The 22,408-nt window shown below is 65.5% G+C and carries 22 protein-coding genes; 8 read left to right on the top strand and 14 right to left on the bottom strand.

Annotated elements, in window-relative coordinates:
- Positions 1 to 139 precede the first annotated feature (139 nt).
- A complete protein-coding gene (locus tag U1769_RS14855; protein WP_332717430.1) occupies positions 140 to 697 on the bottom strand; it encodes a hypothetical protein in 558 nt (185 codons plus the stop codon).
- A gap of 62 nt (positions 698 to 759) precedes the next feature.
- On the opposite strand from U1769_RS14855, the gene uvrB reads away from it, so the two are divergent.
- Positions 760 to 2,952, top strand: a complete 2,193-nt coding sequence (uvrB, locus tag U1769_RS14850; protein WP_332717427.1) for an excinuclease ABC subunit UvrB — start codon at positions 760 to 762, stop codon at positions 2,950 to 2,952.
- A 20-nt stretch (positions 2,953 to 2,972) separates the two neighbouring features.
- Here the strand turns inward: uvrB and U1769_RS14845 are convergent, their stop codons facing one another.
- Together U1769_RS14845 and U1769_RS14840 are read right to left on the bottom strand one after the other, a co-directional pair.
- Positions 2,973 to 4,283, bottom strand: coding sequence for an alpha/beta hydrolase family protein (locus U1769_RS14845; protein WP_332717424.1), 1,311 nt, complete (start codon positions 4,281 to 4,283; stop codon positions 2,973 to 2,975).
- Positions 4,283 to 4,801, bottom strand: a complete 519-nt coding sequence (locus U1769_RS14840; RefSeq protein ID WP_332717421.1) for a MarR family winged helix-turn-helix transcriptional regulator — start codon at positions 4,799 to 4,801, stop codon at positions 4,283 to 4,285. The genes U1769_RS14845 and U1769_RS14840 overlap by 1 nt, the downstream gene beginning before the upstream one ends.
- A gap of 170 nt (positions 4,802 to 4,971) precedes the next feature.
- Here U1769_RS14840 and U1769_RS14835 point away from each other — a divergent pair, with 170 nt between their 5' ends.
- Positions 4,972 to 5,895, top strand: coding sequence for a CPBP family intramembrane glutamic endopeptidase (locus U1769_RS14835; RefSeq protein WP_332717418.1), 924 nt, complete (start codon positions 4,972 to 4,974; stop codon positions 5,893 to 5,895).
- Positions 5,896 to 6,059: 164 nt separating this feature from the next.
- Positions 6,060 to 7,577: a PQQ-dependent sugar dehydrogenase gene (locus tag U1769_RS14830; RefSeq protein WP_332717416.1), complete on the top strand. Its 1,518-nt coding sequence runs from the start codon at positions 6,060 to 6,062 to the stop codon at positions 7,575 to 7,577.
- Here U1769_RS14830 and U1769_RS14825 read toward each other — a convergent pair.
- Together U1769_RS14825 and U1769_RS14820 are read right to left on the bottom strand one after the other, a co-directional pair.
- Entirely contained in the window at positions 7,556 to 7,957 is a 402-nt protein-coding gene (locus tag U1769_RS14825; protein ID WP_443030358.1) for a PRC-barrel domain-containing protein, read from the bottom strand. The genes U1769_RS14830 and U1769_RS14825 overlap by 22 nt on opposite strands.
- A 13-nt stretch (positions 7,958 to 7,970) precedes the next feature.
- Entirely contained in the window at positions 7,971 to 9,245 is a 1,275-nt protein-coding gene (locus tag U1769_RS14820) for an MFS transporter (protein WP_332717414.1), read from the bottom strand.
- A 123-nt stretch (positions 9,246 to 9,368) separates the two neighbouring features.
- Between U1769_RS14820 and U1769_RS14815 the strand changes: the two genes are divergently transcribed.
- A complete protein-coding gene (locus U1769_RS14815; RefSeq protein ID WP_332717411.1) occupies positions 9,369 to 9,905 on the top strand; it encodes a hypothetical protein in 537 nt (178 codons plus the stop codon).
- A 546-nt stretch (positions 9,906 to 10,451) separates the two neighbouring features.
- Here the strand turns inward: U1769_RS14815 and U1769_RS14810 are convergent.
- Both U1769_RS14810 and U1769_RS14805 read right to left on the bottom strand, forming a co-directional pair.
- A complete protein-coding gene (locus U1769_RS14810; protein ID WP_332717408.1) occupies positions 10,452 to 10,814 on the bottom strand; it encodes a DUF4345 domain-containing protein in 363 nt (120 codons plus the stop codon).
- Between the two features lie 35 nt (positions 10,815 to 10,849).
- A complete protein-coding gene (locus U1769_RS14805; RefSeq protein WP_443030357.1) occupies positions 10,850 to 11,347 on the bottom strand; it encodes a DUF2721 domain-containing protein in 498 nt (165 codons plus the stop codon).
- 43 nt (positions 11,348 to 11,390) lie between these two features.
- Between U1769_RS14805 and U1769_RS14800 the strand changes: the two genes are divergently transcribed.
- Both U1769_RS14800 and U1769_RS14795 read left to right on the top strand, forming a co-directional pair.
- On the top strand, positions 11,391 to 12,464 hold the full coding sequence (locus U1769_RS14800) for a GNAT family N-acetyltransferase (RefSeq protein WP_332717405.1): 1,074 nt from the start codon (positions 11,391 to 11,393) through the stop codon (positions 12,462 to 12,464).
- A gap of 272 nt (positions 12,465 to 12,736) precedes the next feature.
- Positions 12,737 to 13,432 carry a PilZ domain-containing protein gene (locus U1769_RS14795; protein ID WP_332717402.1) on the top strand — a complete coding sequence of 232 codons (696 nt, stop codon included), beginning with the start codon at positions 12,737 to 12,739 and terminating at the stop codon, positions 13,430 to 13,432.
- A gap of 39 nt (positions 13,433 to 13,471) precedes the next feature.
- On the opposite strand, the gene U1769_RS14790 is transcribed toward U1769_RS14795, so the two are convergent.
- From U1769_RS14790 to lnt, 4 genes are all read right to left on the bottom strand, one after another.
- Positions 13,472 to 14,845 (bottom strand): DUF418 domain-containing protein, encoded by a 1,374-nt coding sequence (locus U1769_RS14790; protein WP_332717399.1) that lies wholly within the window; start codon positions 14,843 to 14,845, stop codon positions 13,472 to 13,474.
- 235 nt (positions 14,846 to 15,080) lie between these two features.
- Positions 15,081 to 15,761, bottom strand: a complete 681-nt coding sequence (gene trmB / locus U1769_RS14785; protein ID WP_332717396.1) for a tRNA (guanosine(46)-N7)-methyltransferase TrmB — start codon at positions 15,759 to 15,761, stop codon at positions 15,081 to 15,083.
- A 105-nt stretch (positions 15,762 to 15,866) separates the two neighbouring features.
- On the bottom strand, positions 15,867 to 17,084 hold the full coding sequence (metK, locus tag U1769_RS14780; RefSeq protein ID WP_332717393.1) for a methionine adenosyltransferase: 1,218 nt from the start codon (positions 17,082 to 17,084) through the stop codon (positions 15,867 to 15,869).
- 70 nt (positions 17,085 to 17,154) lie between these two features.
- Positions 17,155 to 18,738, bottom strand: a complete 1,584-nt coding sequence (lnt, locus tag U1769_RS14775; protein ID WP_332717390.1) for an apolipoprotein N-acyltransferase — start codon at positions 18,736 to 18,738, stop codon at positions 17,155 to 17,157.
- 136 nt (positions 18,739 to 18,874) lie between these two features.
- Between lnt and U1769_RS14770 the strand changes: the two genes are divergently transcribed.
- Positions 18,875 to 19,294 carry a VOC family protein gene (locus tag U1769_RS14770; RefSeq protein WP_332717387.1) on the top strand — a complete coding sequence of 140 codons (420 nt, stop codon included), beginning with the start codon at positions 18,875 to 18,877 and terminating at the stop codon, positions 19,292 to 19,294.
- 24 nt (positions 19,295 to 19,318) lie between these two features.
- Positions 19,319 to 19,621: a polyhydroxyalkanoic acid system family protein gene (locus U1769_RS14765; protein ID WP_332717385.1), complete on the top strand. Its 303-nt coding sequence runs from the start codon at positions 19,319 to 19,321 to the stop codon at positions 19,619 to 19,621.
- Positions 19,622 to 19,652: 31 nt separating this feature from the next.
- Here U1769_RS14765 and U1769_RS14760 read toward each other — a convergent pair whose 3' ends face one another.
- From U1769_RS14760 to U1769_RS25650, 3 genes are all read right to left on the bottom strand, one after another.
- Positions 19,653 to 20,138, bottom strand: a complete 486-nt coding sequence (locus tag U1769_RS14760; protein WP_332717382.1) for a hypothetical protein — start codon at positions 20,136 to 20,138, stop codon at positions 19,653 to 19,655.
- 258 nt (positions 20,139 to 20,396) lie between these two features.
- The gene (locus tag U1769_RS14755; protein WP_332717379.1) at positions 20,397 to 21,722 is read right to left on the bottom strand and encodes a PQQ-dependent sugar dehydrogenase; all 1,326 of its coding nucleotides are present in this window, start codon (positions 21,720 to 21,722) and stop codon (positions 20,397 to 20,399) included.
- A gap of 186 nt (positions 21,723 to 21,908) precedes the next feature.
- Positions 21,909 to 22,196 (bottom strand): hypothetical protein, encoded by a 288-nt coding sequence (locus U1769_RS25650; protein WP_443030356.1) that lies wholly within the window; start codon positions 22,194 to 22,196, stop codon positions 21,909 to 21,911.
- Positions 22,197 to 22,408: the final 212 nt, after the last annotated feature.

Here is a 22,408-nt window from a genome sequence, read left to right as displayed (position 1 = left end):
ATCGCCATGTCTCCGGATCAGGGATTGCGCGCGACCGCTCCCGCCTTCGTTGCGGGTTGGCCGCCAATTGCCCTCGATTGGCGAGCGAAGGCAATGTGATTATCGCGCCGGCATGCCCCTCGCCACTACGGCGCCAGCGTCAGCCTTTCAGACGGCATGCGCCTGAGTAGGAGCTCACCGAAGTGAGCTTGATCCTTAGGCGGACTCCGTTTGAGACGCTGTCGATGGCGATGCTGCTCTTCATGGTGAGTGGAGTGTAGCTCGCCTTGATGTCCATCGTGGACCGGACGCCACGGCCATCTGCACCGCAGCTGGCGAACAGGCGCATTGCTCCGCCCCCGGCTGCCATATCGGGAAAATCGCAGTCGGCAATTGAGATTCCGGGCAGGATCAGCGCCCCATTGGCGGGAAGCAGATAGCCCAAGCAATCATCGGTCTCGAACGACGTTCCGATCTTTGCGCGCAGCTCGCTGGCCATCGCCTCTGGAACGGTGGTTACGGGGTCGACTGCTGAAGGGATCGCATCTTCGTATTTCAGAGTCGTGTGCCATTGGCCCAGTCTGAGGCCCATCTTTTCGACCAGCGCACTTTTCTGGACAGAAATGAGCTTCTGGCTGGGCAGATCTTCCGCCGACGCTCCGCAGGCGGCGAGGCTGAAAAGCAAAACGGCCCATTTCGACAACGGCGTCGCCAGCATAACCCCTCCATAGTCTCCACGCCGTTGCGGACGCCTGCGCCGTACCCCATATTTCCCAGAATATGGCAATCCAGATTCGCACCAGCCTTGCCGAGCCAGAGACCGGCGTCAGCTTTGTCCCCCATCGGCCCGAGCGGCCGCCCAAGGCGGAAGGCGGCAAGGCGTTCAAGCTCGTTTCCGATTACACCCCCTCGGGCGATCAGCCGACGGCGATCGCCGAGCTGGTCGAGCAGACCAATGCCGGCGAGCGCGATCAGGTGCTGCTCGGCGTCACCGGCAGCGGCAAGACCTTCACCATGGCCAAGGTGATCGAGGCGGTTCAGCGCCCGGCGCTGGTGCTGGCGCCCAACAAGATCCTCGCGGCGCAGCTGTACGGCGAGTTCAAGAGCTTCTTCCCGGAGAACGCCGTCGAATATTTCGTCAGCTATTATGATTATTACCAGCCCGAGGCCTATGTGGCCCGGTCGGACACGTACATCGAGAAGGAAAGCTCGGTGAATGAGTCGATCGACCGGATGCGGCACTCGGCGACGCGCGCCCTGCTCGAGCGCGACGATGTGATCATCGTCGCCTCGGTCTCGTGCCTCTACGGCATCGGCTCGGTCGAAACCTATTCGGCGATGATCTTCGATCTGAAAAAGGGCCAGACGGTCGATCAGCGCGAGATCGTGCGCAAGCTCGTCGCGCTGCAGTACAAGCGCAACGATGCCGCCTTCCAGCGTGGCAATTTCCGCGTGAAGGGCGACACGCTCGAAATCTTCCCATCGCATTATGAGGACACTGCCTGGCGCGTGTCCTTCTTCGGTGACGATATCGAGGAGATCGTCGAGTTCGATCCGCTGACCGGCAAGAAGGTCGCGAGCCTCGATTATGTCCGCGTCTATGCCAACAGCCATTATGTCACGCCCGGCCCGACGCTGAAGCAGGCGATGGAGGCGATCAAGCACGAGCTGGCCGAGCGGCTGAAGGAGCTGGTGCCGGAAGGGAAATTGCTCGAAGCGCAGCGGCTCGAGCAGCGCACCAATTTCGATCTGGAGATGATCGCGGCGACCGGCAGCTGCGCCGGCATCGAGAATTATTCGCGCTTCCTCACCGGGCGCATGCCGGGCGAGCCGCCGCCGACCCTGTTCGAATATCTGCCCGACAATGCCCTGCTGTTCGTCGACGAAAGCCATGTCACGATCGGCCAGATCAACGGCATGTCGCGCGGCGATCATCGCCGCAAACTGACGCTCGCCGAATATGGTTTCCGCCTGCCGTCGGCGATCGACAACCGGCCGCTGCGCTTCAACGAATGGGAGGCGATGCGCCCCCAGACTACCTATGTCTCGGCCACGCCGGGCGGGTGGGAGATGGAGCAGACCGGCGGCGTCTTCGCCGAGCAGGTCATCCGCCCCACCGGGCTGATCGATCCGCCGATCGAGATCAAGCCGGTCGAGGAACAGGTGCAAGACCTGATCGTCGAGGCGAAGAAGACGGCGGAGGCGGGATACCGCACGCTGGTGACGACCCTGACCAAGCGCATGGCCGAGGATCTGACCGAGTTCATGCACGAGGCGGGCATCAAGGTTCGCTACATGCATTCGGACGTGGAGACGCTCGAGCGTATCGAACTGATCCGCGACCTGCGGCTCGGCGTGTACGACGTGCTGGTCGGCATCAACCTGCTGCGCGAGGGGCTCGACATCCCCGAATGCGGGCTGGTCGCGATCCTCGATGCCGACAAGGAAGGCTTTCTGCGCTCCGAGACTTCGCTGATCCAGACCATCGGCCGCGCCGCGCGCAACGTCGATGGGCGGGTGATCCTCTATGCAGATCGCATCACGGGCTCGATGGAGCGCGCGATGAACGAGACCGGCCGGCGCCGCGAGAAGCAGCTCGCCTATAATGAAGAACACGGCATCACCCCGACGACGATCCGCCGCAACATCGGCGACATTATCAAGGACGTGGCGAGCCGCGACCAGGTCACGATCGAGATCGACGAGGACCGGCCGCACATGGTCGGCCACAATCTGCGCGCCTATATCGAGGATCTCGAAAAGCAGATGCGCGCGGCAGCCGCCGACCTGGAGTTCGAGACGGCCGGGCGGCTGCGCGACGAGATTCGCGCGCTGGAAGCGGAGGAGCTCGGCCTGCCCGCCGGAGAACAGCGCGCGCCGGTGATGGGGCGGGCGAACGAAGGCAAGCCCGGCACGCGCAAGACGCGCTACGGGAAGAGCCAGAAGATGCGGATGGGTGGCGGGCGGCGTTGATCCGCGGAGCGCGGGACCGACTATCGATCGACCTCTGCATCATCGTACGTCATCCCGAGAGGCTGACCGCTTGCGAATGTAGCCAGGAGGGTTTGCAGCGACGCCGGCTGCCGTGTCGAAAGCCGGGTCTCGCCATCGGCCTCGAAATCATAAAGGCCATGTTCCGCATGGGGATATAGAACGACCGTGATCGGGCTTCCGCGTTTTTTCAGGGCCAGAAGCCGGCGGCGAGTTTCGATGGGCGGTGCGTCGATATCCTCACCGCCGAGGATCCAGAGTTGCGGCGTCTTCAGCTTTTGCAGGACCGGCATCGGATCATAGTCCGGGATCAGTCCGGCGAACAGGCGCGGCCCGTTTGCGCGCAAGTCCGCCTCCGGGGTTTGCAGGATGATGCCGGTGACATTGCCGCGCACGAAGCGAAACCATGGCTCGCCGCGATATTTGTCGCGGGCGAGGCGAAATGCCTCATAGCCGGATTGGAAGTTCTGGCGGACGATCGCCTGGGCGGCCGATCCGATCTCGAGCGCCTTGGCGATCTCCCCAGCGCCGAATCCGTGCCGTGTCATGTCGAGGGCAAGGGCTTCGCGATCTTCCTCGATCGGCGATACGGCGAGTCCGTAACCCACGATGATGAAATCGGGCGGAGAGAGCGAAGCGGCGAGCGGTGCCGTCCACCCGCCCTGGCTCGTGCCATAATAGCCCATTCGTCCCGCTCGCACGCCTGCCAGCCTTTTCGCGACCGCGAGCGCGGCGCTCGCGTCAGCGGCCAGGAGATGAAGATCATGGGTAAAGGTGCCTCCCGATTGCCCGGTGCCGCGCTTGTCATAGACGAACACACCGATCCCCTGCGCCGGGAGCAGCCGCTGGAGGGCGAAGAAGCGAAGAGCCGAACTGTCTTCCGATCCATGCACCAGCACGACGATGGGCACCGTTCTTCGCCCTGCGGGCAGTATGAGGCGACCGGCAAGGTGCGCATCCCGGCTAACGAAAGTCTCTTCTTTGGTGTCGAAATCCACACGATGGCCGGGCACGCCGTCAAAGGTGATTTCGCCCTTGGCGCAGCCCGCAAGGTCAATGATTTTGCCGTCGGCGCGGCCGGTCCAGCCCATGCTGCTGGACCATTGGTCGCCGATGTCCGGCGATAAAAGCCCGGAAGTGCCGTCCAGTCGCCGCCACCGGTATTGGCCATCGGCGACAGGCGCGACGTCGACCCCGGAGCCATCGGCAAGCTGGTAATAGGTCGGGGTACATTCAGATGGCGCCGTCTCGGCAAGCGCGACATCCGGCGCCATCAGAATGGAAAGCATCGTCGCGAGCAGGCATCTGAACATCAGCATCCTCCGTCAGCGGCTTGACGCTGCTTCGCCAATTGCGCGTCCACCCTCTCGCGCAGGGACCGGACCCGGAGCGCTTCGAGAGCGTCGTCGAGAACCTCGACGAGATTGACGCCCGTTTCGGCAAACAGATCGTCCATTGCGCGTGCATGCGCCCCGATATCCGCACGGATCGCAGCCGCTTCCGCCCTCCCGGCCGGCGTAAGCGCGTATGGGCGCCTCCTGGCGTCGTTCGGATCGGCTGATCTTTCGATCAGTCCGAGATTCTCCAGCGGTTTGAGCCGGGAGGCCAGGAGTTGATGCGACTGGCCATCGGTTCGCGCCATTTCTGTCAGCGTGGCGGTCCGCTGATCGAGTAGATACAGCAAGATCGAGTGCGTCCGAACCGGGGCCTTATAGCCGGCCTCGTCGGCAAGCATCTGGGTGGAGGCACATAGAGCTTCGGTCATGCGCTCCGCCAGATGGGCCACAAAGGCAGGCCGCAATTCGCCGAGAAACTCGAGTGCCCGCGCCAAGACGTTTTCCTTTAGGCAAATTATTGCGCAAAGATTTGCATATAAATATGACTGTGGCAAGCTGGCGTCATGCGGCCCGGGCGTCTTGAATGACGGCGTGAATATCGCGTGAGGACGCCGGGCTATCCAGGGTCTCGGAATGTGGTACGCTATCGTAACGATCCGGGGGGATGACCATGTCCGAAAGCACCAGCAGACGCGCCGGCCCGATCGCTGCGCTACTGTACCTGCTGCTATGGGCGCTCTCGACTTTTTATCTATATCGCACGGGCGCGGACTGGTCGTTTCCGATCATCTCGCTCGGAATTTTCGGCATTGCTCTTTCCGGCCTCGCCTGGGTCCTGACCCGGCGTTCGAAAGCCCCGCCCGTTCCGGTCGCGCGGCCGCGGATCGAAGCGGCGGCTCTGCTGCTGTATCTGCTCTTCTATGCCTTTGTCGTGCTGGGCTGGGCCATGGGGGCAGTGAAGGCTGCCGTGCCGCCCGGCCAGGCGCAGGAGCTAGCCACGCTCGCCCTGAAGCTGCTGGTGCATGTCGTCGCGCCGATCGGGTTGCTGCTGCTGTTACGCGCGCCGATCCGGGCGATGTTCGATACCGGGCTGAGCCGGCCCGGTTTCTGGCCGACGCTGATCGTGCTCGGCGCGATCCTGCTTGGCCTGCTCGCGGTGGTCAGCCCCAGCCTGACCCAGATCGCGGCGCTGGGGCTCGCCCCGCCGGCGCTGGCGCTCGGCATCGTCGGCGCCTTTGTATGGATCGCGCTCGAAGCCGGGCTGTGCGAGGAATTCCTGTTCCGAGCGGCATTGCAGTCGCGCCTCGCCGCTCTGCTTGAATCGCCCGCTGCGGCGATCGTCGTGACGTCGCTTCTGTTCGCGCTCGCTCATGCCCCGGGCCTGTATCTGCGCGGTACGCCCGAGACCGACGGCTGGTCGACCGATCCGCTGCAGGTCGCGGCCTTCACCATCGCCACCCTCTCGCCGATCAGCATCCTGTTCGGCATCTTGTGGGCCCGGACGCGCAGCCTGTTGCTGGTGGTCCTGCTCCATGCCGCGATCGACGTGCTGCCCTTCACGGCCGAATTCGTCAAAACCTGGGGCTGAGAGCCCGTCCGAGGGGCGTCCGCCCGCTTATCGGCAGTTGGTACACGGCGATAGCGCCACTCCGGCTGCGATCGCGAGCAACGGACGGGAGGGTCGCGCGTTGCCGGCACAGGCGGCTTGAACGCGAGGGGCGATGATCTCCCGCGGCGCCGTCGGGAGGATCTATGTCGGCTTTTTCTTCCCTCTCGCGGCGATCGGCCTGCGGCCTCACGCTCATGCTGTTGCTCGCCACCTCCGCTTGTGGCGGTGGCGGTGGTGGGGACGGCGGTGGTACGCCCACCCCGACGCCTGCAAATCAGGCACCGAGTTTCACGTCGGCGGCGACAGCCAACGTCGTTGAGAATACCACTGATGCCTATCAGGCCGTCGCGACGGATCCGGATGGTACCGCGCTGACCTACAGCATCGCCGGCGGGGCCGATGCCGCGCGCTTCTCGATCACGGCGGCCGGGCTGGTACGCTTCGTGTCGCCGCCCAATTTCGACTCCCCGGCCGATGCCGGGCAAGACAATGTCTATGACGTGCAGATCGGCGTGACCGACGGGCAGGCCAGTGCGACGCGATCCGTCGCGATCACCGTCACCAACAGCCGGGAGGGCATCCAGGTCCGCCGGGTCGGCACTGCCTTCAACCAGCCGCTCTATGTCGCGCCGATCCCCGGCGACACCAGGGTGTTCGTGGTGGAGAAGGGCGGCGGCGTGCTGACGCTCGATCCCGCGACCGGGGCGAAGGCCCCCTTCATCACGGTGGCTAATATCTCCACCGTCAATGAACGCGGGCTGCTCGGCCTGGCGGCGGCGCCGGACTATCAGACGTCGGGTTTCGTCTATGCCTATGTGACGAACGGCGCGGGCGATATCGAGGTGCGCCGCTATCGCCGCGCGACCGGGGGCACGACGCTGCTCGACGCGACGATCCTCACCATCCCGCATCCCACCAACAGCAACCATAATGGCGGCTGGCTCGCCTTTGGGCCGGACGGCAATCTCTGGCTCGCCACCGGAGACGGCGGCGGCGCGGGCGACGCGCCCAACAATGCGCAGAACACCAATGTCCTGCTGGGCAAGATCCTGCGCATCACGCTCAATCAGCCCGGCGGCAGCGCACCCTTCTATACAATCCCGGCCGACAATCCCTTCGCCGGCGGGGCGGGAGGAGCCCCCGAAGTCTATGCCTATGGTTTCCGCAACCCGTTCCGCGCGTCCTTCTGGGGGAATAATCTGATCATCGGCGATGTCGGCCAGAATCTGTGGGAGGAAGTCGATCTGCTGCGCCCGCAGGACAAGGGCGGCAATTATGGCTGGCGCTTCCGCGAAGGCGCGCACGCCTTCACCGGCACCGCGCCCGCCGGGCTGATCGATCCGGTGCTCGAATATGGCCATGGCACCGGGCCGAAACAGGGCAGCACGATCACCGGCGGCTATGTCTATCGCGGGCCGGTGACGTCGCTGGCCGGCCATTATGTCTTTGCCGATTTCGGGCGCGGTGCGATCTTCACCGTGGCGGCCAGCGCCTTCGTGCAGGGACAGACGCTGGGCGGGGCTGCCTTCGAACGGCGCAACGAGGATTTCACGCCCGACACAGGCACGATCGATCAGCTCGCCTCGTTCGGCGAGGATGCGGCCGGCAACCTCTACATCGTCGATCTCGATGGCGAGATTTACAGGTTGATCTCGGCCTGACCGGCACCGAGCGACAGGTCTTCAAGCGGGGTGCCGTAATAGCTGGCGAGGCGATTGGCATATGCCTGGTCGAACAAGGGCGGGTTGGCCGCCCAGCTCGGGCCGCCTTCTAGCGCGCGGCGATCGATCCTGACGATATAGATGTCGGCGGCGGGATCGAAGGCGAGCAGGCTGAACGGCATCGGGTAATATGCCTTGCCCATGCCGAGAAAGCCCCCGATCGTCAGCACGACATAGATCGTCTGGCCGGTCCGCTTGTTGATCAGGAAGCTGTGGACCGAACCCACCTTCTCGCCCTCGCGAGTCTTCACCTTGATGACGTCGGTCTGGTTGGAATGGGTGAGCAGCTGGATCGGTTGCTGGTCGGTCGACATCGTCATTCTCCAAATATGCTCAATCCTCGAGGATCAGGCTGGTCTTCTTGGTTTCGGGCAGCATCAGAAAGGCGATGGTCGCCGCACCGATGATTACGGTGACATACCAATAGAAGCCGGCTTCGATCCCTTCGCTCTTGAACCATAGCGCAACATATTCCGCTGTGCCGCCAAAGGCTGCGTTGCCGATCGCGTATGGCAGCGCCACGCCGAGCGCGCGGATATGCGCCGGAAACAGCTCCGCCTTCACCAGCGCGCTGATCGACGTATAGGCCGACAGCAGCAGCAGCGGGATCAGGATGATCCCGAAGGCGGCCACTGGATCGGTCGCGACCGCGAGCGCGCTGAACACGGGCACCGATACGATCATGCCGCCGAAACCGAACAGCAACAGCATCGGCTTGCGCCCGAACCGGTCGGCCAGCATGCCGCATAATGGCTGGCTGAGCATGAACACGATCAGCGCCGCGGTCATGATCTGGGTCGCGGTCTGGACGTCGAAGCCGCTGGTGTTGACCAGGAATTTCTGGAGATAGGTGGTGTAGGCGTAGAAGGAGAGGCTGCCGCCAGCGGTGATGATCGCGACCAGGATGAATTCGCGCGGGTGCGCCCGCCACAGCGCCAGGAAGCCGGATTTGGGTCGGTCCTTCGCCTGGTTCTCGAACGACGCGGTCTCGGCCAGCCGTCGGCGCAGGATATAGACGCCGAGCGCCAGCACAGCGCCGAAGGCGAAGGCGATGCGCCAGCCCCAAGCCGCCATGTCGCTCTTGCTCAGCACGGCCTGGAGCAGCATCGTGACGGCCAGCGCGGTGAGCTGCCCGCCGATCAGCGTGACATATTGGAAGCTCGACCAGAACCCGCGCCGCTCGCGCGTCGCCATTTCCGACAGATAGGTCGCGCTCGCGCCATATTCGCCGCCGACCGACAGGCCCTGCAGCATCCGCGCGATCACCAGGATGATCGGCGCCGCGACGCCGATCGTGGCGTGGCTTGGCACGACGGCGATCATCAGCGATCCCAGGCACATCAGCCCGACGGACAGCGCCAGCCCGGCCTTGCGGCCATGCGTATCGGCGTAGCGCCCCATCACATAGGCGCCGATCGGCCGCATCAGGAAGCCGACCGCGAAGATCGCGGCGGTGCCGAGCAGCTGAGCGGTCAGGTCGCCCTTGGGGAAGAAGGTCGCGGCGAATACGAGCGACAGCGATGAATAGGCATACCAGTCATACCATTCGACCAGATTGCCCGCCGATCCCCCAACGATTGATTTCAGGCGCTTGCCTTCGATCGCCATATCGCCTCTCCCCACCCGCTCAACCCGAATTGTCGCACGGCCCGGCGGCACCAGAGTCGAATTCTCGCAGCCGCGCAAGACGGGCGGTTGAGCCGCATCGCCGCTTCGTGCACAGAGGCTGCAATGCGTCTGTATCCTCTTCTTGCAGTGATGGTCGCCCTGGCCGGTTGCGTCGGGCCGACTGCGCCGACCAGGCCCGCACCGGAGCCTGTTCCAGTGCCCAGCTACACGCCGCCGCCGGTGCTGCCCCAGCCGCTGCCGGGCAAGGACTGGCGCGACTGGCCGATGACGCCGGGCGACTGGGTGTATCGGCAGGACAGCCGCGGTTCGATCGCGCTGTTCGGGCCGCGCGGTGCCGATGCGGTCCTGACCCTGCGCTGCGACCGGGCGGCGAACACGCTCTATCTCTCGCGCCAGGGCTATGCCCCGACTGCGGTGGCGCTGACGGTCCGCACCTCGACCCTGCTCCGCACGCTCTCCGCCGCACCGACGGGCGGCGCCCCGCCTTATGTCGCGGCCGCACTCCAGCCGCGCGATCCGCTGCTCGACGCAATGGGCTTCAGCCGCGGCCGCTTCGTGGTCGAGCAGGCCGGCGCGCCGACCCTGGTCGTACCAGCCTGGGCCGAGATCGAGCGCGTGACCGAGGATTGCCGGCGCTAAACACGAGAGCGCGGTCCAGTATCCACACGGCGAGACGACGCCGTGGCGGTTGTCATGCTGTGGATTTGGGAGGAGGCCGGGCGGCATGCCTCGGTTCGGCGCAGGCGGGAGAGAATCGTCGAAAATGCGCTGCATTACAAGACTTGTTTCTCTGATTCGGATGATTCAAACATGCTGCGTGCCCAGTCCTGGGTACGACGTTTTAACAAGCGAAAGGAGGTGATCCGATGTCTCATGGTTCAGCAGTGGGGTCGGTTCAGTTCGTTCGGGGGACGCACCGCTAGCTTTATCGGGATGACGGCGGGGGGTATTCTCCCTCAATCAACGCTGCCGTCTATCGAAGCTGCGGTTCGCATGGTCTCCCGGGCTGGAACTTCCGGCCGCTGACCATGTCAGGAGGTTGCCGGGTCTGCGGACCCGGCAGCCTCTTTTCATATCCGGGGTTAAGCCGGAGGGGTTGGGGTGGGGCAGTCCCGCAAATGCCACATTGGATGGCTGGCCGGGTCTCCCATCGCTACTCCCAACGCCTGTCCGAAAGGGATAGGCTTATGACGCGTAACGCCGCGCCAGTCCCGCCTGCCACAACAGCAGCAACGGCACGACGCCCAGTTCCATCGCCATCCCGAACACATGCCCCTTCGACGGCATGCCCACCGCCACCAGCGACACGACCCGCGACAATCCGCCCGCGATCACCAGCGCCCCCAACAGCCGGAAGCGCGGCCCTTTAGCCTCGATCCCCGGCACGCAGGTCGCGAAGGCCACGCCCACCGCGAAGAAGATGCCCGAGACATAGCGGAAATGGCTGTCGAGATCAGTCGGGATCACCGGCGCGTGGCCCAGAAACCCCGGCCCGGACAGGATGCTCCGTCCGCCGGTGATCAGCGGCACCAGGCACGCCATCGCCACCACGATCTGGAGCAGGCGCTTTTCGACCGCGATGGTCAGCGCCGGTCCTTTTCCAGCAATTCCGGCCGGATATGGATCGCGCGGAGCGACATGCGCACTTCGATCAGGAAAGCGGCGAGCGAGGCGGTCAGCAGGATCATCGCGAGGATGAAGGACAGCGCCACCACGGTGCCGATATGCAGCCGCGCCAATTCGGCTACGAACAGCAGCGCGACGACCATGCAGGTCATCACTGCGCTCGACACCGCCATCACCAAAGCCGCGTTGATGACGGACATGCGCTTGTCGAGCAGGCGCAATTCCCAGACATGGCGGTCATGTTCCGGTCCGGTCGAGCGCGGGTGGAGCGATTCCACTTCCCGCGCGCGATCGACCACACGCGATAGCCGCCCGGCCAGCACGTTGAGCAGCGCGCCGATGCCCGCCAGCATGAACACCGGCGAAAGCGAGAGCTGGATCGTCTGGGCGATCGTCGTGACGGCTGGCGAATATTCCACGTCGTGACTGTGGCGGTTGCGCGTCGCGCTGGTCAAGCGCGAACGGGATGGTAACCCATCGCGCGCTACTCTGACCGCCATGACCAAACCGATGCTGCTCGCCGACTTCACGCGCCTGCCGCCGATCATGCACGGGCTCGTGCTGGACGGTCTGTCCGGCGCAATCGATCTGGTGGCGCAACGCGCGCCGGAGACGCATCGGTTCCTGCGGTATCAATGGTTCGCCGCGGCACTCGCGGCCTTTGGCGGATCGGCGCGTACGATCCTGGTCGAGCGCGACGGCGATCCGGTGATCGCGTTGCCGATGATTCGTTTCGGTCCAGCCGCGGCGCGGTTCGCAGTGGTGCCGGGGAACGACCGGCCGTTCCGCAGCTTTCCGGCGGACGCCGATACCGATGCCGGCGCGTTCGACGCGCTGGTCGATCGGCTTGGCGACACAATCAATGCATTGCGGATCGGGCCGGTAGTCGACGGCGACCCGGCGCTCTGGCCGCTGCTCGCGGCGGCGCGGGCAAAGGGCTGGGCAACGCTTGGCCGGTTCGTCGCCGACAGCCATCTGCTCGATCTGCGCGCGACGCAGGGCGCGGGCGACTGGCCGCGCCCCTCGACGGTTCACCGGAACCGGTTCTACGAGAAACGCCTGGCCGATCGGGGCGTGCTCGACTGGCACTTCCTCGACGGCGCCGGTCTCGCGGCCGGCGGTTTCGCTGAGCTTGCTGCAGTCCCGGAGAAAGGTGCGGCGGGTAGCGATGGCGACCATGCCTTCTGGCAGGCGGCCGCGGTGGATCCGGTGCTGGCCGGGATGCTATGGGCGGCGTTGCTGACGGTCGATGGCGCCCCGGTCGCCTGGGCGCTGGACCTGCATGTCGGGGCAGTCAAATACCCTATCGCCAGCGGCCATGATCCGGCCGTTGCGCGCCATGCGCCCGTTCGCCTGCTCTATTACCGCAACCTCGCCCGCGCAGCGGCGGCCGGCATCGGCACGATCGACTGGGGGATCGGGGAAGGGCACCGGCGCGCGATCGATGCCGAAACCGGCCCGGCGCTCCGCGAGTGGCTGCTGGTGCGGCCAGGCCTGCCGGCCCTGCTCGGCCGGGTGCTGCGTGGCCTTTGGGAGCGCCCTGCGCAGCGCGACGTTCGCGGTGGTGGCTAAACCGCGGCTGGGCACCGACGGTCGCGATCATCCGCTCGATATCGTCGTTCACTCGACCGCCCCGCGGATCGGACGATTCGCCGCAGCGCGCGATTTTACCGACCATTTCGCCATTCGTTCGCGCAGCGCTCCGGAATCGCGATGTCGTTAAGATTTCCTAAGGGATTGTGGCGGATAGTCTGAACTGGAAGGGCGCTGTTCTGCGCGGAGGACGAAAGCTGTCCTTCACACTGCTGGCTATGCTCGACAGCATCGCTCCAATGAGGTGCCCAATGCTGGATCACTATGATGACGGTGAATTGACCACGATCACCTTTGCCAATGTGCCGCCGAATCCGTCGGAACGGCGCGACACACTGGGGCAGGTCACCGTGCTCCGCGTTGCGAAGCTGCTGACTCCGCACAGTGAGGAGCTGTGCCTGGTGCGCAACATCTCGGCGGCCGGCCTCATGGCGCATATCTATTCGGAGCTGAACGTCGGGGAACGGGTCTCGGCCGAGTTCAAATCCGGCCACACGGTTTCCGGCCGCGTGCTCTGGCGGCGCGACGGATTGGCAGGAATCGCGTTCAACACGCCGGTCAACGCGGCGCGCATCCTGGCGGACAATCACGATTATTCGGCCTCGGCTCAGCAGTCGCGGGCGCCCCGGGTCGGCATCGACGTGCGCGCGCGCGTCCGGGTCGGTGCGCGCTATTATGCCGCCATGCTCTGCAATATCTCGCAGTCCGGCGCGCGGGTGAGCTCGGGCGAGCCGTTCGAAATGGGGCAGAAGCTGATCCTGATGCTGAATGGCCTGCCGCCGATCGCCGGCTCGGTGCGCTGGTGCGACCAGGATCATGCCGGCATCGCGTTCGACAACCCGATCGCGTTCGAGACGCTCGCGCGCTGGGTGCCCACGGTCCAGGCGCAGGGGCGGCGCCGGCAGCTCGATTCCAGCGACGACGGTCAGGACGAAATCCGGGCCTGACGGCGACGATCGAGGCCGCAGGTAGCGGCCTGCCTGGATCTATTGGGGGGCCATGCCGCCCAGTCCGATGCCGATCGGCGTCAGCCGGCGGCGACGCCACGGCAACGGCCGGCGTTCGTCGATCGATCGCCACGCCCATTCCACCGGACCGATATCGAACCGGCGGACGTAGAGATTGGCGAGCAGCAGCAGGAATAGATCGATCCCGGTGGCGGTGAGCATCAACTGCATCAGCGTCATCTTCCCATACAGGCCCAGCGCGAACGGGGGGAAGAGGATCCAAAGGCAGATGATCGTCTGCAGGATATAGAGCGAGAGCGCCGTGCGCCCCGCCGCGACGAAGGGCTGGAGGAGCACGGCCCCGGCTTTGCGCGTCACCAGCCAGTTGACGAAGGCGACATGGCCGAGCGTCATCACCAGCCGCGCCAGCTCGTGAAACGGCGCGCTGACCTGGGGCGCATCGCTGAACCGCGTCATTTCCCAGCCTTCCCAGATGCGCAGCCCCCCTGCCACCGCATAGGCGCACAGGAAGAGCCACAGATAATAGCGCCGCGATCGGTTGCCCTGGAGGATGCCGAGCTTGAACAGCGCGGCGCCGATCAGGATGCACCCGCCCTCAGCCCAGATGAACCAGGGATACATTCCGCGCGAGACGACTTCGCGCATCGAGTGCCATTGCGCCCCCGCCCAGCTCATGAAGCTACCGCTGCGCGCCTTGTTCTCGGCGGCGATCAGGGTCCGCGTCGCCGCTTCGCTCCGGGCGTGCTGCGCCTTGCTTTCGGCCACCCGCTCCAGCAGCGCCCGGTCGGCGCTCCGCCCTGCTTCGAGCGCGGCAAGCTGTTGCGCGGTGCGCACGCTCTCGTGATAGGCGATGCCGCCGGAAACGAGCTTGAACAGCGCGCAGGACAGGCCGAGCGCCAGCAGCCAGCGCGGCTTCAGCCGCCGGAACAGGAAGGCCAGCAGCGCCGCCATCGCGTAGATGTGCAGGATATCGCCCGGCCACAACAGGATGAAGGCGTGCACCAAGCCGAACAGGAACAAGATGATCGTGCGCCCATAATAACGCTTCATCACCTGCCATTCGCCACCAGTCCGGGCGAACCGATCGGTCAGGATCACCAGGCCCGCGCCGAACAGCATTTCCAGCACGCCGCGCGCGGTGCCGGTGGAAAGCACCTGGCGCAGCCACCACGCGATCTGATCGGGCGGCGACCAGCCCAGGGCCCCGGGTGCGCGGCCCCATATCGAGGCGCCCATCCCATCCACGTTCATGAACAGAATGCCAAGGATCGCGAGTCCGCGCAGGATGTCCAGCGTAACCAGGCGCGCGGCGCCTTCGGACTGGGGTATAGTGGGGAAAGCCGTTGCTATGGTCACGGTGCGGGCGTGCCAGAGCGGGGTTTGGCGAGCCAATGGCTTCGCGTTGCAATCGTAATGCGACGATCCGTTGTTACGGGCGTAACATGATTTTCAAGTGGCTTCGGACTCAACGGTAGCCGCCGAAAGGAAGCGGACGTCAGTGCTGGCTTGCGCGCATCTGCCGCGCGCTTGTTCGCCTTGCCCGTCGCCCTTTACCTTCCGTGGCAATCGCGATGGCGGGAAGCGGTGCTGCGAGTGAAGGGCGCGAACGGATGTCGAAGGCCGCCGATTACGGTCGAAGATACCTGAAATACCAGACTTCATGGCCCTGGCGCCGGGCCTTGCGTTCGTAGCGTGTCTCCGGCCAATCATCGGGCCGGGTCAGGAAATCGCGGGGGTGCTTCGCCTGCCAGACGAAATCGGTCCGTGCGTTCATCACCATCATCGACCAGCGGCAATAGGTCGGATCGTCGGTGCCGAGGCGAAACTCGGCGCCCGGCTTCAACTTGCGCGCGATCAGGTCGAGGGGGCCGTGATTGACCATGCGCCTCTTGGCATGGCGCGCCTTACGCCAGGGATCGGGGTGGAGCAGATAGACCCGGTCGAGCGATTCGTCCGGGAGCCGCTCGATCACGTCAAGCGCATCGCCCATGTGCAGCCGGACATTCTCCAGCTCGCTGTCGCGAACATGGTTGAGCGCGCCGACCACCCCGTTGAGGAATGGCTCGCACCCGATGAAGCCCACATCGGGCCGCGTGATCGCCTGCCCGGCGAGATGCTCGCCGGCACCGAAGCCGATCTCCACCTCAAGCGGCCGGTCATCGCCGAAAAGGCTCATCGCGTCGATCGGCCCGGTCTCGGGCACGCTGATCTCGGGCAGCAGTTCCTCGACGAGCGCCGCCTGGCCCAGGCGCAGCTTGTGCCCCTGGCGGCGGCCATAGAGGCGGCGGATGGTCGTCGGATCGTTCATTGCCGCGCGGCATAGCCATGCGGGCTGCCGGTGCAAGCCTTCAAACGACAGCGGCGCGGCTCCGTCAGGAACCGCGCCGCATCGTTTCGGCCAGATTGGAGAGGCTTAAGCCACCGCCGCCTTGAGCGCGTCGACCAGGTCGGTCTTTTCCCAGGTGAAGGAATCGCCGTCCGGCTTGCGGCCGAAATGGCCGTAAGCTGCGGTCTTCTGGTAGATCGGCGCATTGAGCTTGAGGTGCTCGCGGATGCCCTTGGGCGTCAGGCGCACCAGCTTCGGCAGCACTTCCTCGAGCTTCGCTTCCGAAACGGTGCCGGTGCCGTGCGTATCGACATAGACCGACAGCGGCTCGGCGATACCGATGGCATAGCTCAGCTGGATCGTGCAGCGGCGGGCGAGGCCGGCGGCGACGACGTTCTTGGCGAGGTAGCGCGCGACATAGGCGGCCGAGCGATCGACCTTGGTCGGATCCTTGCCGGAGAACGCGCCACCGCCGTGTGGGGCTGCGCCGCCATAGGTGTCGACGATGATCTTGCGGCCGGTAACGCCGGCGTCGCCGTCAGGTCCGCCGATTTCGAAGCGCCCGGTCGGGTTGACGTAGATCTTGGTCTCTTCGTCGACATAGCCTTCGGGCAGGACTTCCTTGAACACGCCGACGACATAGTCGCGCAGTTCCTTATAGAGCTCCGGATTGCCTTCGGTGCCGTCGTAGAAATAGCCCGGTGCGTGCTGGGTCGAGACGACCAGAGCCGTCGCGCGGACTGGAACTTCGTTGCGATACTCCAGAGTCACCTGGCTCTTCGCGTCAGGCTCGAGAAACGGCACGACCTTGTTGTGGCGGTCATGCGCGAGCTTCTCGAGGATGCGGTGCGAGTAATAGAGCGTCGCAGGCAGCAGGTCCGGCGTCTCGTCGGTTGCGTAGCCGAACATGATGCCCTGATCGCCGGCGCCCTCGTCCTTGTTGCCGCTCTCGTCGACGCCCTGTGCGATATGCGCCGACTGGGCGTGCAGGTGATTCTCGAACGAGAAGTTCTTCCAGTGGAAACCGTCCTGTTCGTAACCGATGCGCTTCACCGTCGCGCGGACCGCAGCCTCGATCTCTTCCTTGGCGCCCGGCGCCCATTCGTCATTCTCGAACACGCCCTTGCAGCGGATTTCGCCCGCCAGCACGACGCGGTTGGTCGTGGTCAGCGTCTCGCATGCGATGCGCGCATAAGGGTCCTTGGAGAGAAACAGATCGACCACTGCGTCGGAGATCTGGTCGGCAACCTTGTCCGGATGGCCTTCGGACACCGATTCGGAGGTGAAGAGAAACGAAGCGCGCATCAAATCTTCCCTTGCTGGGGCGGCCCGACTGATCGGGAACCGCCATATAAAGCTTTCCTTATATGTCGCCCTAGCGAGCAGTCCGGCGGAAGGCAACGGCCAAGAGCAGCAAAGCGCCCGCGACGAGTGACGCCATGACGTTACCGAGCCGCGCGAACAGCGTCGGTGCGGTAGCCTGGGGCAGCGGCAGCTCGATCGCGCCGGCCTGGTGGAGGGGGATCTGGTCGAGCACCCGGCCATCGGCGGCGATCACCGCCGAGATGCCGGTCGGGGTGGCGCGAATGATCGGAACGCCCTCCTCGATCGCGCGCAGCCGTGCCTGGGCAAGATGCTGGGGCGGGCCCCAGGTGCCGAACCACGAATCGTTCGATGGGTTGAAGATCACCGCCGGCCGATGCGCCGGATCGATCACCTGGCCCGAAAAGATGATCTCGTAACAGATGTCCATGCCGACATCGCCGAAGCCGGGCATGGCGATGGTGCGCGGCTTCGGTCCGGCGGCGAAATCGAAGTCGCCCGGCACGAGCCGTTGCAGCCCAACGGCGGTGAGCAGCGGCCGCAGCGGCAGATATTCCCCGAACGGTACGAGATGCGCCTTGTCATAGCGCGCGCGGATCGCCCCCGTCGCATCGATCGCGAAGATCGAGTTGGTCCCGGCCGCGAGCTCCCCGGCGCGGTCGAACTGCAGCGCATTGCCGCCACTGAGCACGATATCGCGCGGGCCTAGCAAGGCGGCGATCCGCTGGCGCACTGCGCGGGGATCGCCGCGCCAGTAATAATCGGCCGGGTAGCCATCCTCGACATAGAGGCGCAGCGCCCCTTCCGGCCACACGATCAGCCGCGGGCTGGCGCCCGGGGTGCCCGACAGTGCCGCCAGCGCGCGCAGGCTGTTCTCGGGATAATCCTGGGTCGGGCGCTCCTCCTCGCCGAGGTTGGTCTGGACGATCCGGACCCGCGTCGGCGTGGCTCCGCCGGGCGCCAGCGGCGGATGGAGCAGCGCTGACAGCGCGGCCAGCGCAGCGACCGCCACCGGCAACCGCCAGTGCCGCGCCGCGGCGAGCAGCAGGCTGCCGGCCACGACGATCGTCAGCCCCGACAGCGCATAGGTGCCGGTCTGCGCCGCAATCCCGGCAAGGCGCGGCAAGGGCACCCAGATCGCCGCGAGTGGATTCCACGGATAGCCGGTCAGCATCGTGGCGCGCAGCCATTCGGTGACGATCCAGGCCGCGCCGAAGACCAGCACATAGGCCGGGCCCGGTGCCGCACGCCGGTCGCCAGTCGAGCGCGGGCTGGCGAGGCGCCACGCGAGCCCCGCCGCCAGCATCGGATAAAGCGCGAGATAAAGCGCGGCGAGCAGCACGCCGACATAACCGAGCCAGTGCGGCATGGCGTCCTGATAGACGAACGGGTGCTGCAGCCAGTTGTTGCCCAGCGCGAAATGCCCGACCCCGAACAGCCAGCCGCGCCACAGCGCCTGGCGGAGCGTCGGTGCATCGTGGATCAGCGCCAGCCACATCGCGAAACACGCCAGCGTGACCGGCCACAGACCGAACGGCGCGAACCCGGTCGCCGCCGCCGCGCCGAGCAGGAATGAGAACAGGCCCGCGCGGCCCGTCGCGATCCGTCGCAATTCGTGGGCGCGAGTGTCGAGCAAGACCGTTCCTCCCGTCGCGCCGGACCGCTCCGGCTGCCTGGTTCGTATGCTGAACGGGAGAGCGCGGGACAAGCCTGTCAACGTGTCGATCGGTCGCGGGGTGACGCCGCGCCCGATTTGGCGCTATCACGCCGCCATGACGCTTCGGCCCTTCCATCTCGCTTTCCCCGTGCATGATCTAGCCGCCGCGCGCGCCTTTTACGGCGGTGTGCTGGGTTGTCCGGAGGGGCGCAGCGCCGAGACATGGATCGATTTCGATCTGTTCGGCCACCAGATCGTCGCGCATCTCGATCCAGCCGCGAAGCCCGTCGCGGTGGCGAATCCGGTCGACGGCCATGACGTGCCGGTGCCGCATTTCGGCGTGGTGCTGACCATGGCCAATTGGCAATCCCTCGCCGACCGGGTGGCTGCCGCCGGCATCGGCTTCGGGATCGCGCCGCATATCCGTTTCCGCGGCCAGCCGGGCGAGCAGGCGACGATGTTCTTTCGCGATCCCAGCGGCAACGCTCTCGAGTTCAAGGCGTTTGCCGATGACGCGATGTTATTTGCCACCTGACGAAGGTGGCCCAAGGAGTTCTGCATGACTGATCCGATCGTCGTCGATATTCCCCACAAGCTCGGTCTCGCCGCGGCGCGCGCGCGGATCGACAAGGGCGTGGGCAAGCTCGCCTCGTTCGTGCCGGGCGGCGCCGTCACCGATCATCGCTGGGAAGGCGACACGCTGGTGTTCACGGTCGAGGCGATGGGCCAGCGCGTCGCCAGCCGGCTCGACGTGCTCGAAAGCCGGATTCACGCGAGCTTCGATCTGCCTCCGATGCTGCGCCTGTTCGCCGAAAAGATCCGCGACAAATTATCGAAGGACGGGGCGAAATTGCTCAAATAACCGGCCGCGACCGGGGAAAACCCAACGGACCCTAGTCGGTCTGGACGCGGATCACGCCGATGCGCAGCAGTTCCTCTACGCTGCGCGCGAAGTTGGTGAGCATTCCCTCCAGGAACGGTTCGAGCTGGCGGCTCTGGATAACGCCGGAGGGCAGGCAGACGCCACCGCGGGGATCGTCGACCAGCAGGCCTGCCTCGATCATCCGCGCAACGTGTCGGCGCACCGTTTCGCGCGGCAGGCCGCTCGCGGTAGCGACGGCGTTTCGGGAGATCGGCACGACCCATTCGCGCGGCACCGGATCCGTACCCATCAGGGGCTTGGGAATGTTGCGCTCGCGCATCAGCCGCTGCACATTTGCTACCGCGACCGTCGCATAGATCAGCAATTCGGTCGGCCCGACCGGTGTGCTCGCGGCCAGCGTGCGCTGCATCGTCAGATAGAGGTTCATCAGCGAGCAGACGGCGACCCGCCAATTCTCGTCGATCCTGGCAGGATTGGTAACAACTCGTTCGCTCATCGGCATGCCCCATCCGGTGATATGGCCGGGACGGCCCTGTTACCCGTTATGGGTAACACGATATTTTCTCTAAACTATCAAACGCCTTCGGGGAAGCTATACCGCAGTCGGCGAGACTGATTCGATTGGCACGCGGGGACAGCGCGCCATCCGGTTAGGGGAGGCGCGCGACCGGCTTCTGCCGCGCACGCGCGACACGGGCTGCGGCGGCTTCGGGGGAGGCCAGCCGCAGCCCGCAGCCACCCCGCAGTTCCGCGGTTATTTCGCCGCGACCCGCCAGATCACATTGCCCACATCGTCGGCGACCAGCAGGGCGCCGGTCTTGTCGGTTATCACGCCGACCGGGCGGCCTTGTGCTGCGCCGTCCTGGTTGAGGAAACCGCTCAGCACGTCGACCGGCTTGGCGCCCTTGGCCGGGAAGCCGTTGGTCCCGAACGGGACATAGACCACCTTGTAGCCCGCGACGGGCACCCGGTTCCACGATCCGTGCTGGCCGACGAAAGCGCCGTTGGCGAAACGGGGCCCGAGCTTGGCATCACCGGCAAAGGCCAGGCCGAGCGAGGCGGTATGGGCGCCGAGCGCATAATCCGGCCGTTTGGAATATTGCTGAAGCTGCGGGTTGCCCGGCTCGACCCGCTTGTCGGGATAACCGCCCCAATAATACCAGGGCCAGCCGAAATTGTCGCCGAGCGAGACCTGGCTCATATAATCCGGCACCAGATCCGATCCGAGCATGTCGCGTTCGTTGACCGTAACCCACAGCTCGCCGCTCTTCGGCTCGATCGCGAGGCCGTTGGGGTTGCGCAGCCCGGCGGCAAACACGCGGAACGTCTTCGCCTCGGGATAGACCTGCAGGATGTTCGCGCGGTAGCGCTCGGCCTCGATCCCGTTCTCGGCGATGTTGCTGGTTGATCCGACCGTCACGTACAAAGTCTTGCCGTCGGGCGCCGCGATCACGTTGCGCGCCCAGTGATTGCCGCCCGGGCTAAGCTTGACCACGGTTTCCGGCTTGGCGGCGATCCGCGTCTCACCCTCCTTATAGGGCACGCGCACCAGCGCGTCGGTGTCGCCGATGTAGAGGTAGCCCCCCATCAGCGCCATGCCGAAGGGCGAGTTGAGCCCGGACAGCAGCACCGTCCTGCTTTCGGCGACACCATCGCCATCGGCATCGCGCAGCAAGGTGATGCGGTTGGCCGAGGGCACGCCGGCGCCGCCCTTCTTCATCAGATAGCCCATCACCATGCCGGCGATCCCGCCGCCCTCGCGTGGCGGCGAATTGGTTTCGGCCACCAGAACGTCGCCATTGGGCAACCGGTAGAGCCAGCGCGGATGATCGAGCCCGCGCGCGAACGCCTTCACGGCCAGTCCCGCTGCCGGTGTCGGCGCCGCGCCTTGTGGCCAGCCGACTGCGTCCGCCACCTTGATCGTCGGGAAGCTCTGCACGCGCGGCGACCCAATTGTGGGCCGCGGACCCATCACCTGCTCCTCCTTGAGCTGCGCGACGTCGGGCTGGCGCAGCCAGAACCAGAAGGCGATGGCGGCGACAATGAGGATGCCGGCGATGATCAGGATGTGTTTGCGCATGAGATAAGGTTACGCCAGCGTCCGGGTGAAAGGAAGGGGTATCCCCTGCGACATTACGCGCCCGCGCGCGGGCGTTCCGGTCAGGTCCCCGCGGGATGTGCCGCCCGCCCGCGCTTGTCGTGTTCAAGCGGCCTTACAGCCCGTCGGTGAAGGCGGGCCGCGGCCGATCGAAGCGGTCGGCGATCATCACCTGGTCCAGGCCGTGGCGAAATCATCGACGAACTTCTGCTCCTCATCGCTGGCGGCACAGACTTCGGCGATGGCGCGCAACTCCGAGTTGGAACCGAACATCAGGTCGGTGCGCCTCGCCGTCCATTTTTGCTCGTTCGATTTGCGACAGGTGCCGGCAAACTCGTGCTTCCCGGATGCGATGGCGCGGTGGCCTTCCAGGTCGCCGAGAAGCTGCGGGAGGCCATCGCCACCCATGAGTTCGGTAAGGTCGGCACGGTCCCCTGCAGCTTTGGCGTCGCCCAATATGTTCTGGTAGAAACCGGCGCCGAACTCATCGCGCGCGCCGATGCGGCCCTCTATTTCGGTAAGTCGGGTCGCCTGGCACCGCTGAGCGGGCTCGAGAAAGATGGGCTGACCTCGGTTGCCTAGCCGCAGGCCTGTATAGCGGGAGGTCGAGGTGGCGGCCTGAGGCCCGCCGCACGCATGTTGTGGCGCTAGTCCGGGACAGAGCCCGC

The organism is Parasphingomonas zepuensis, assembly GCF_036663735.1.
Taxonomy (GTDB): Bacteria; Pseudomonadota; Alphaproteobacteria; order Sphingomonadales; family Sphingomonadaceae; genus Sphingomonas.
This window is presented reverse-complemented; position numbering and strand designations above follow the sequence as displayed.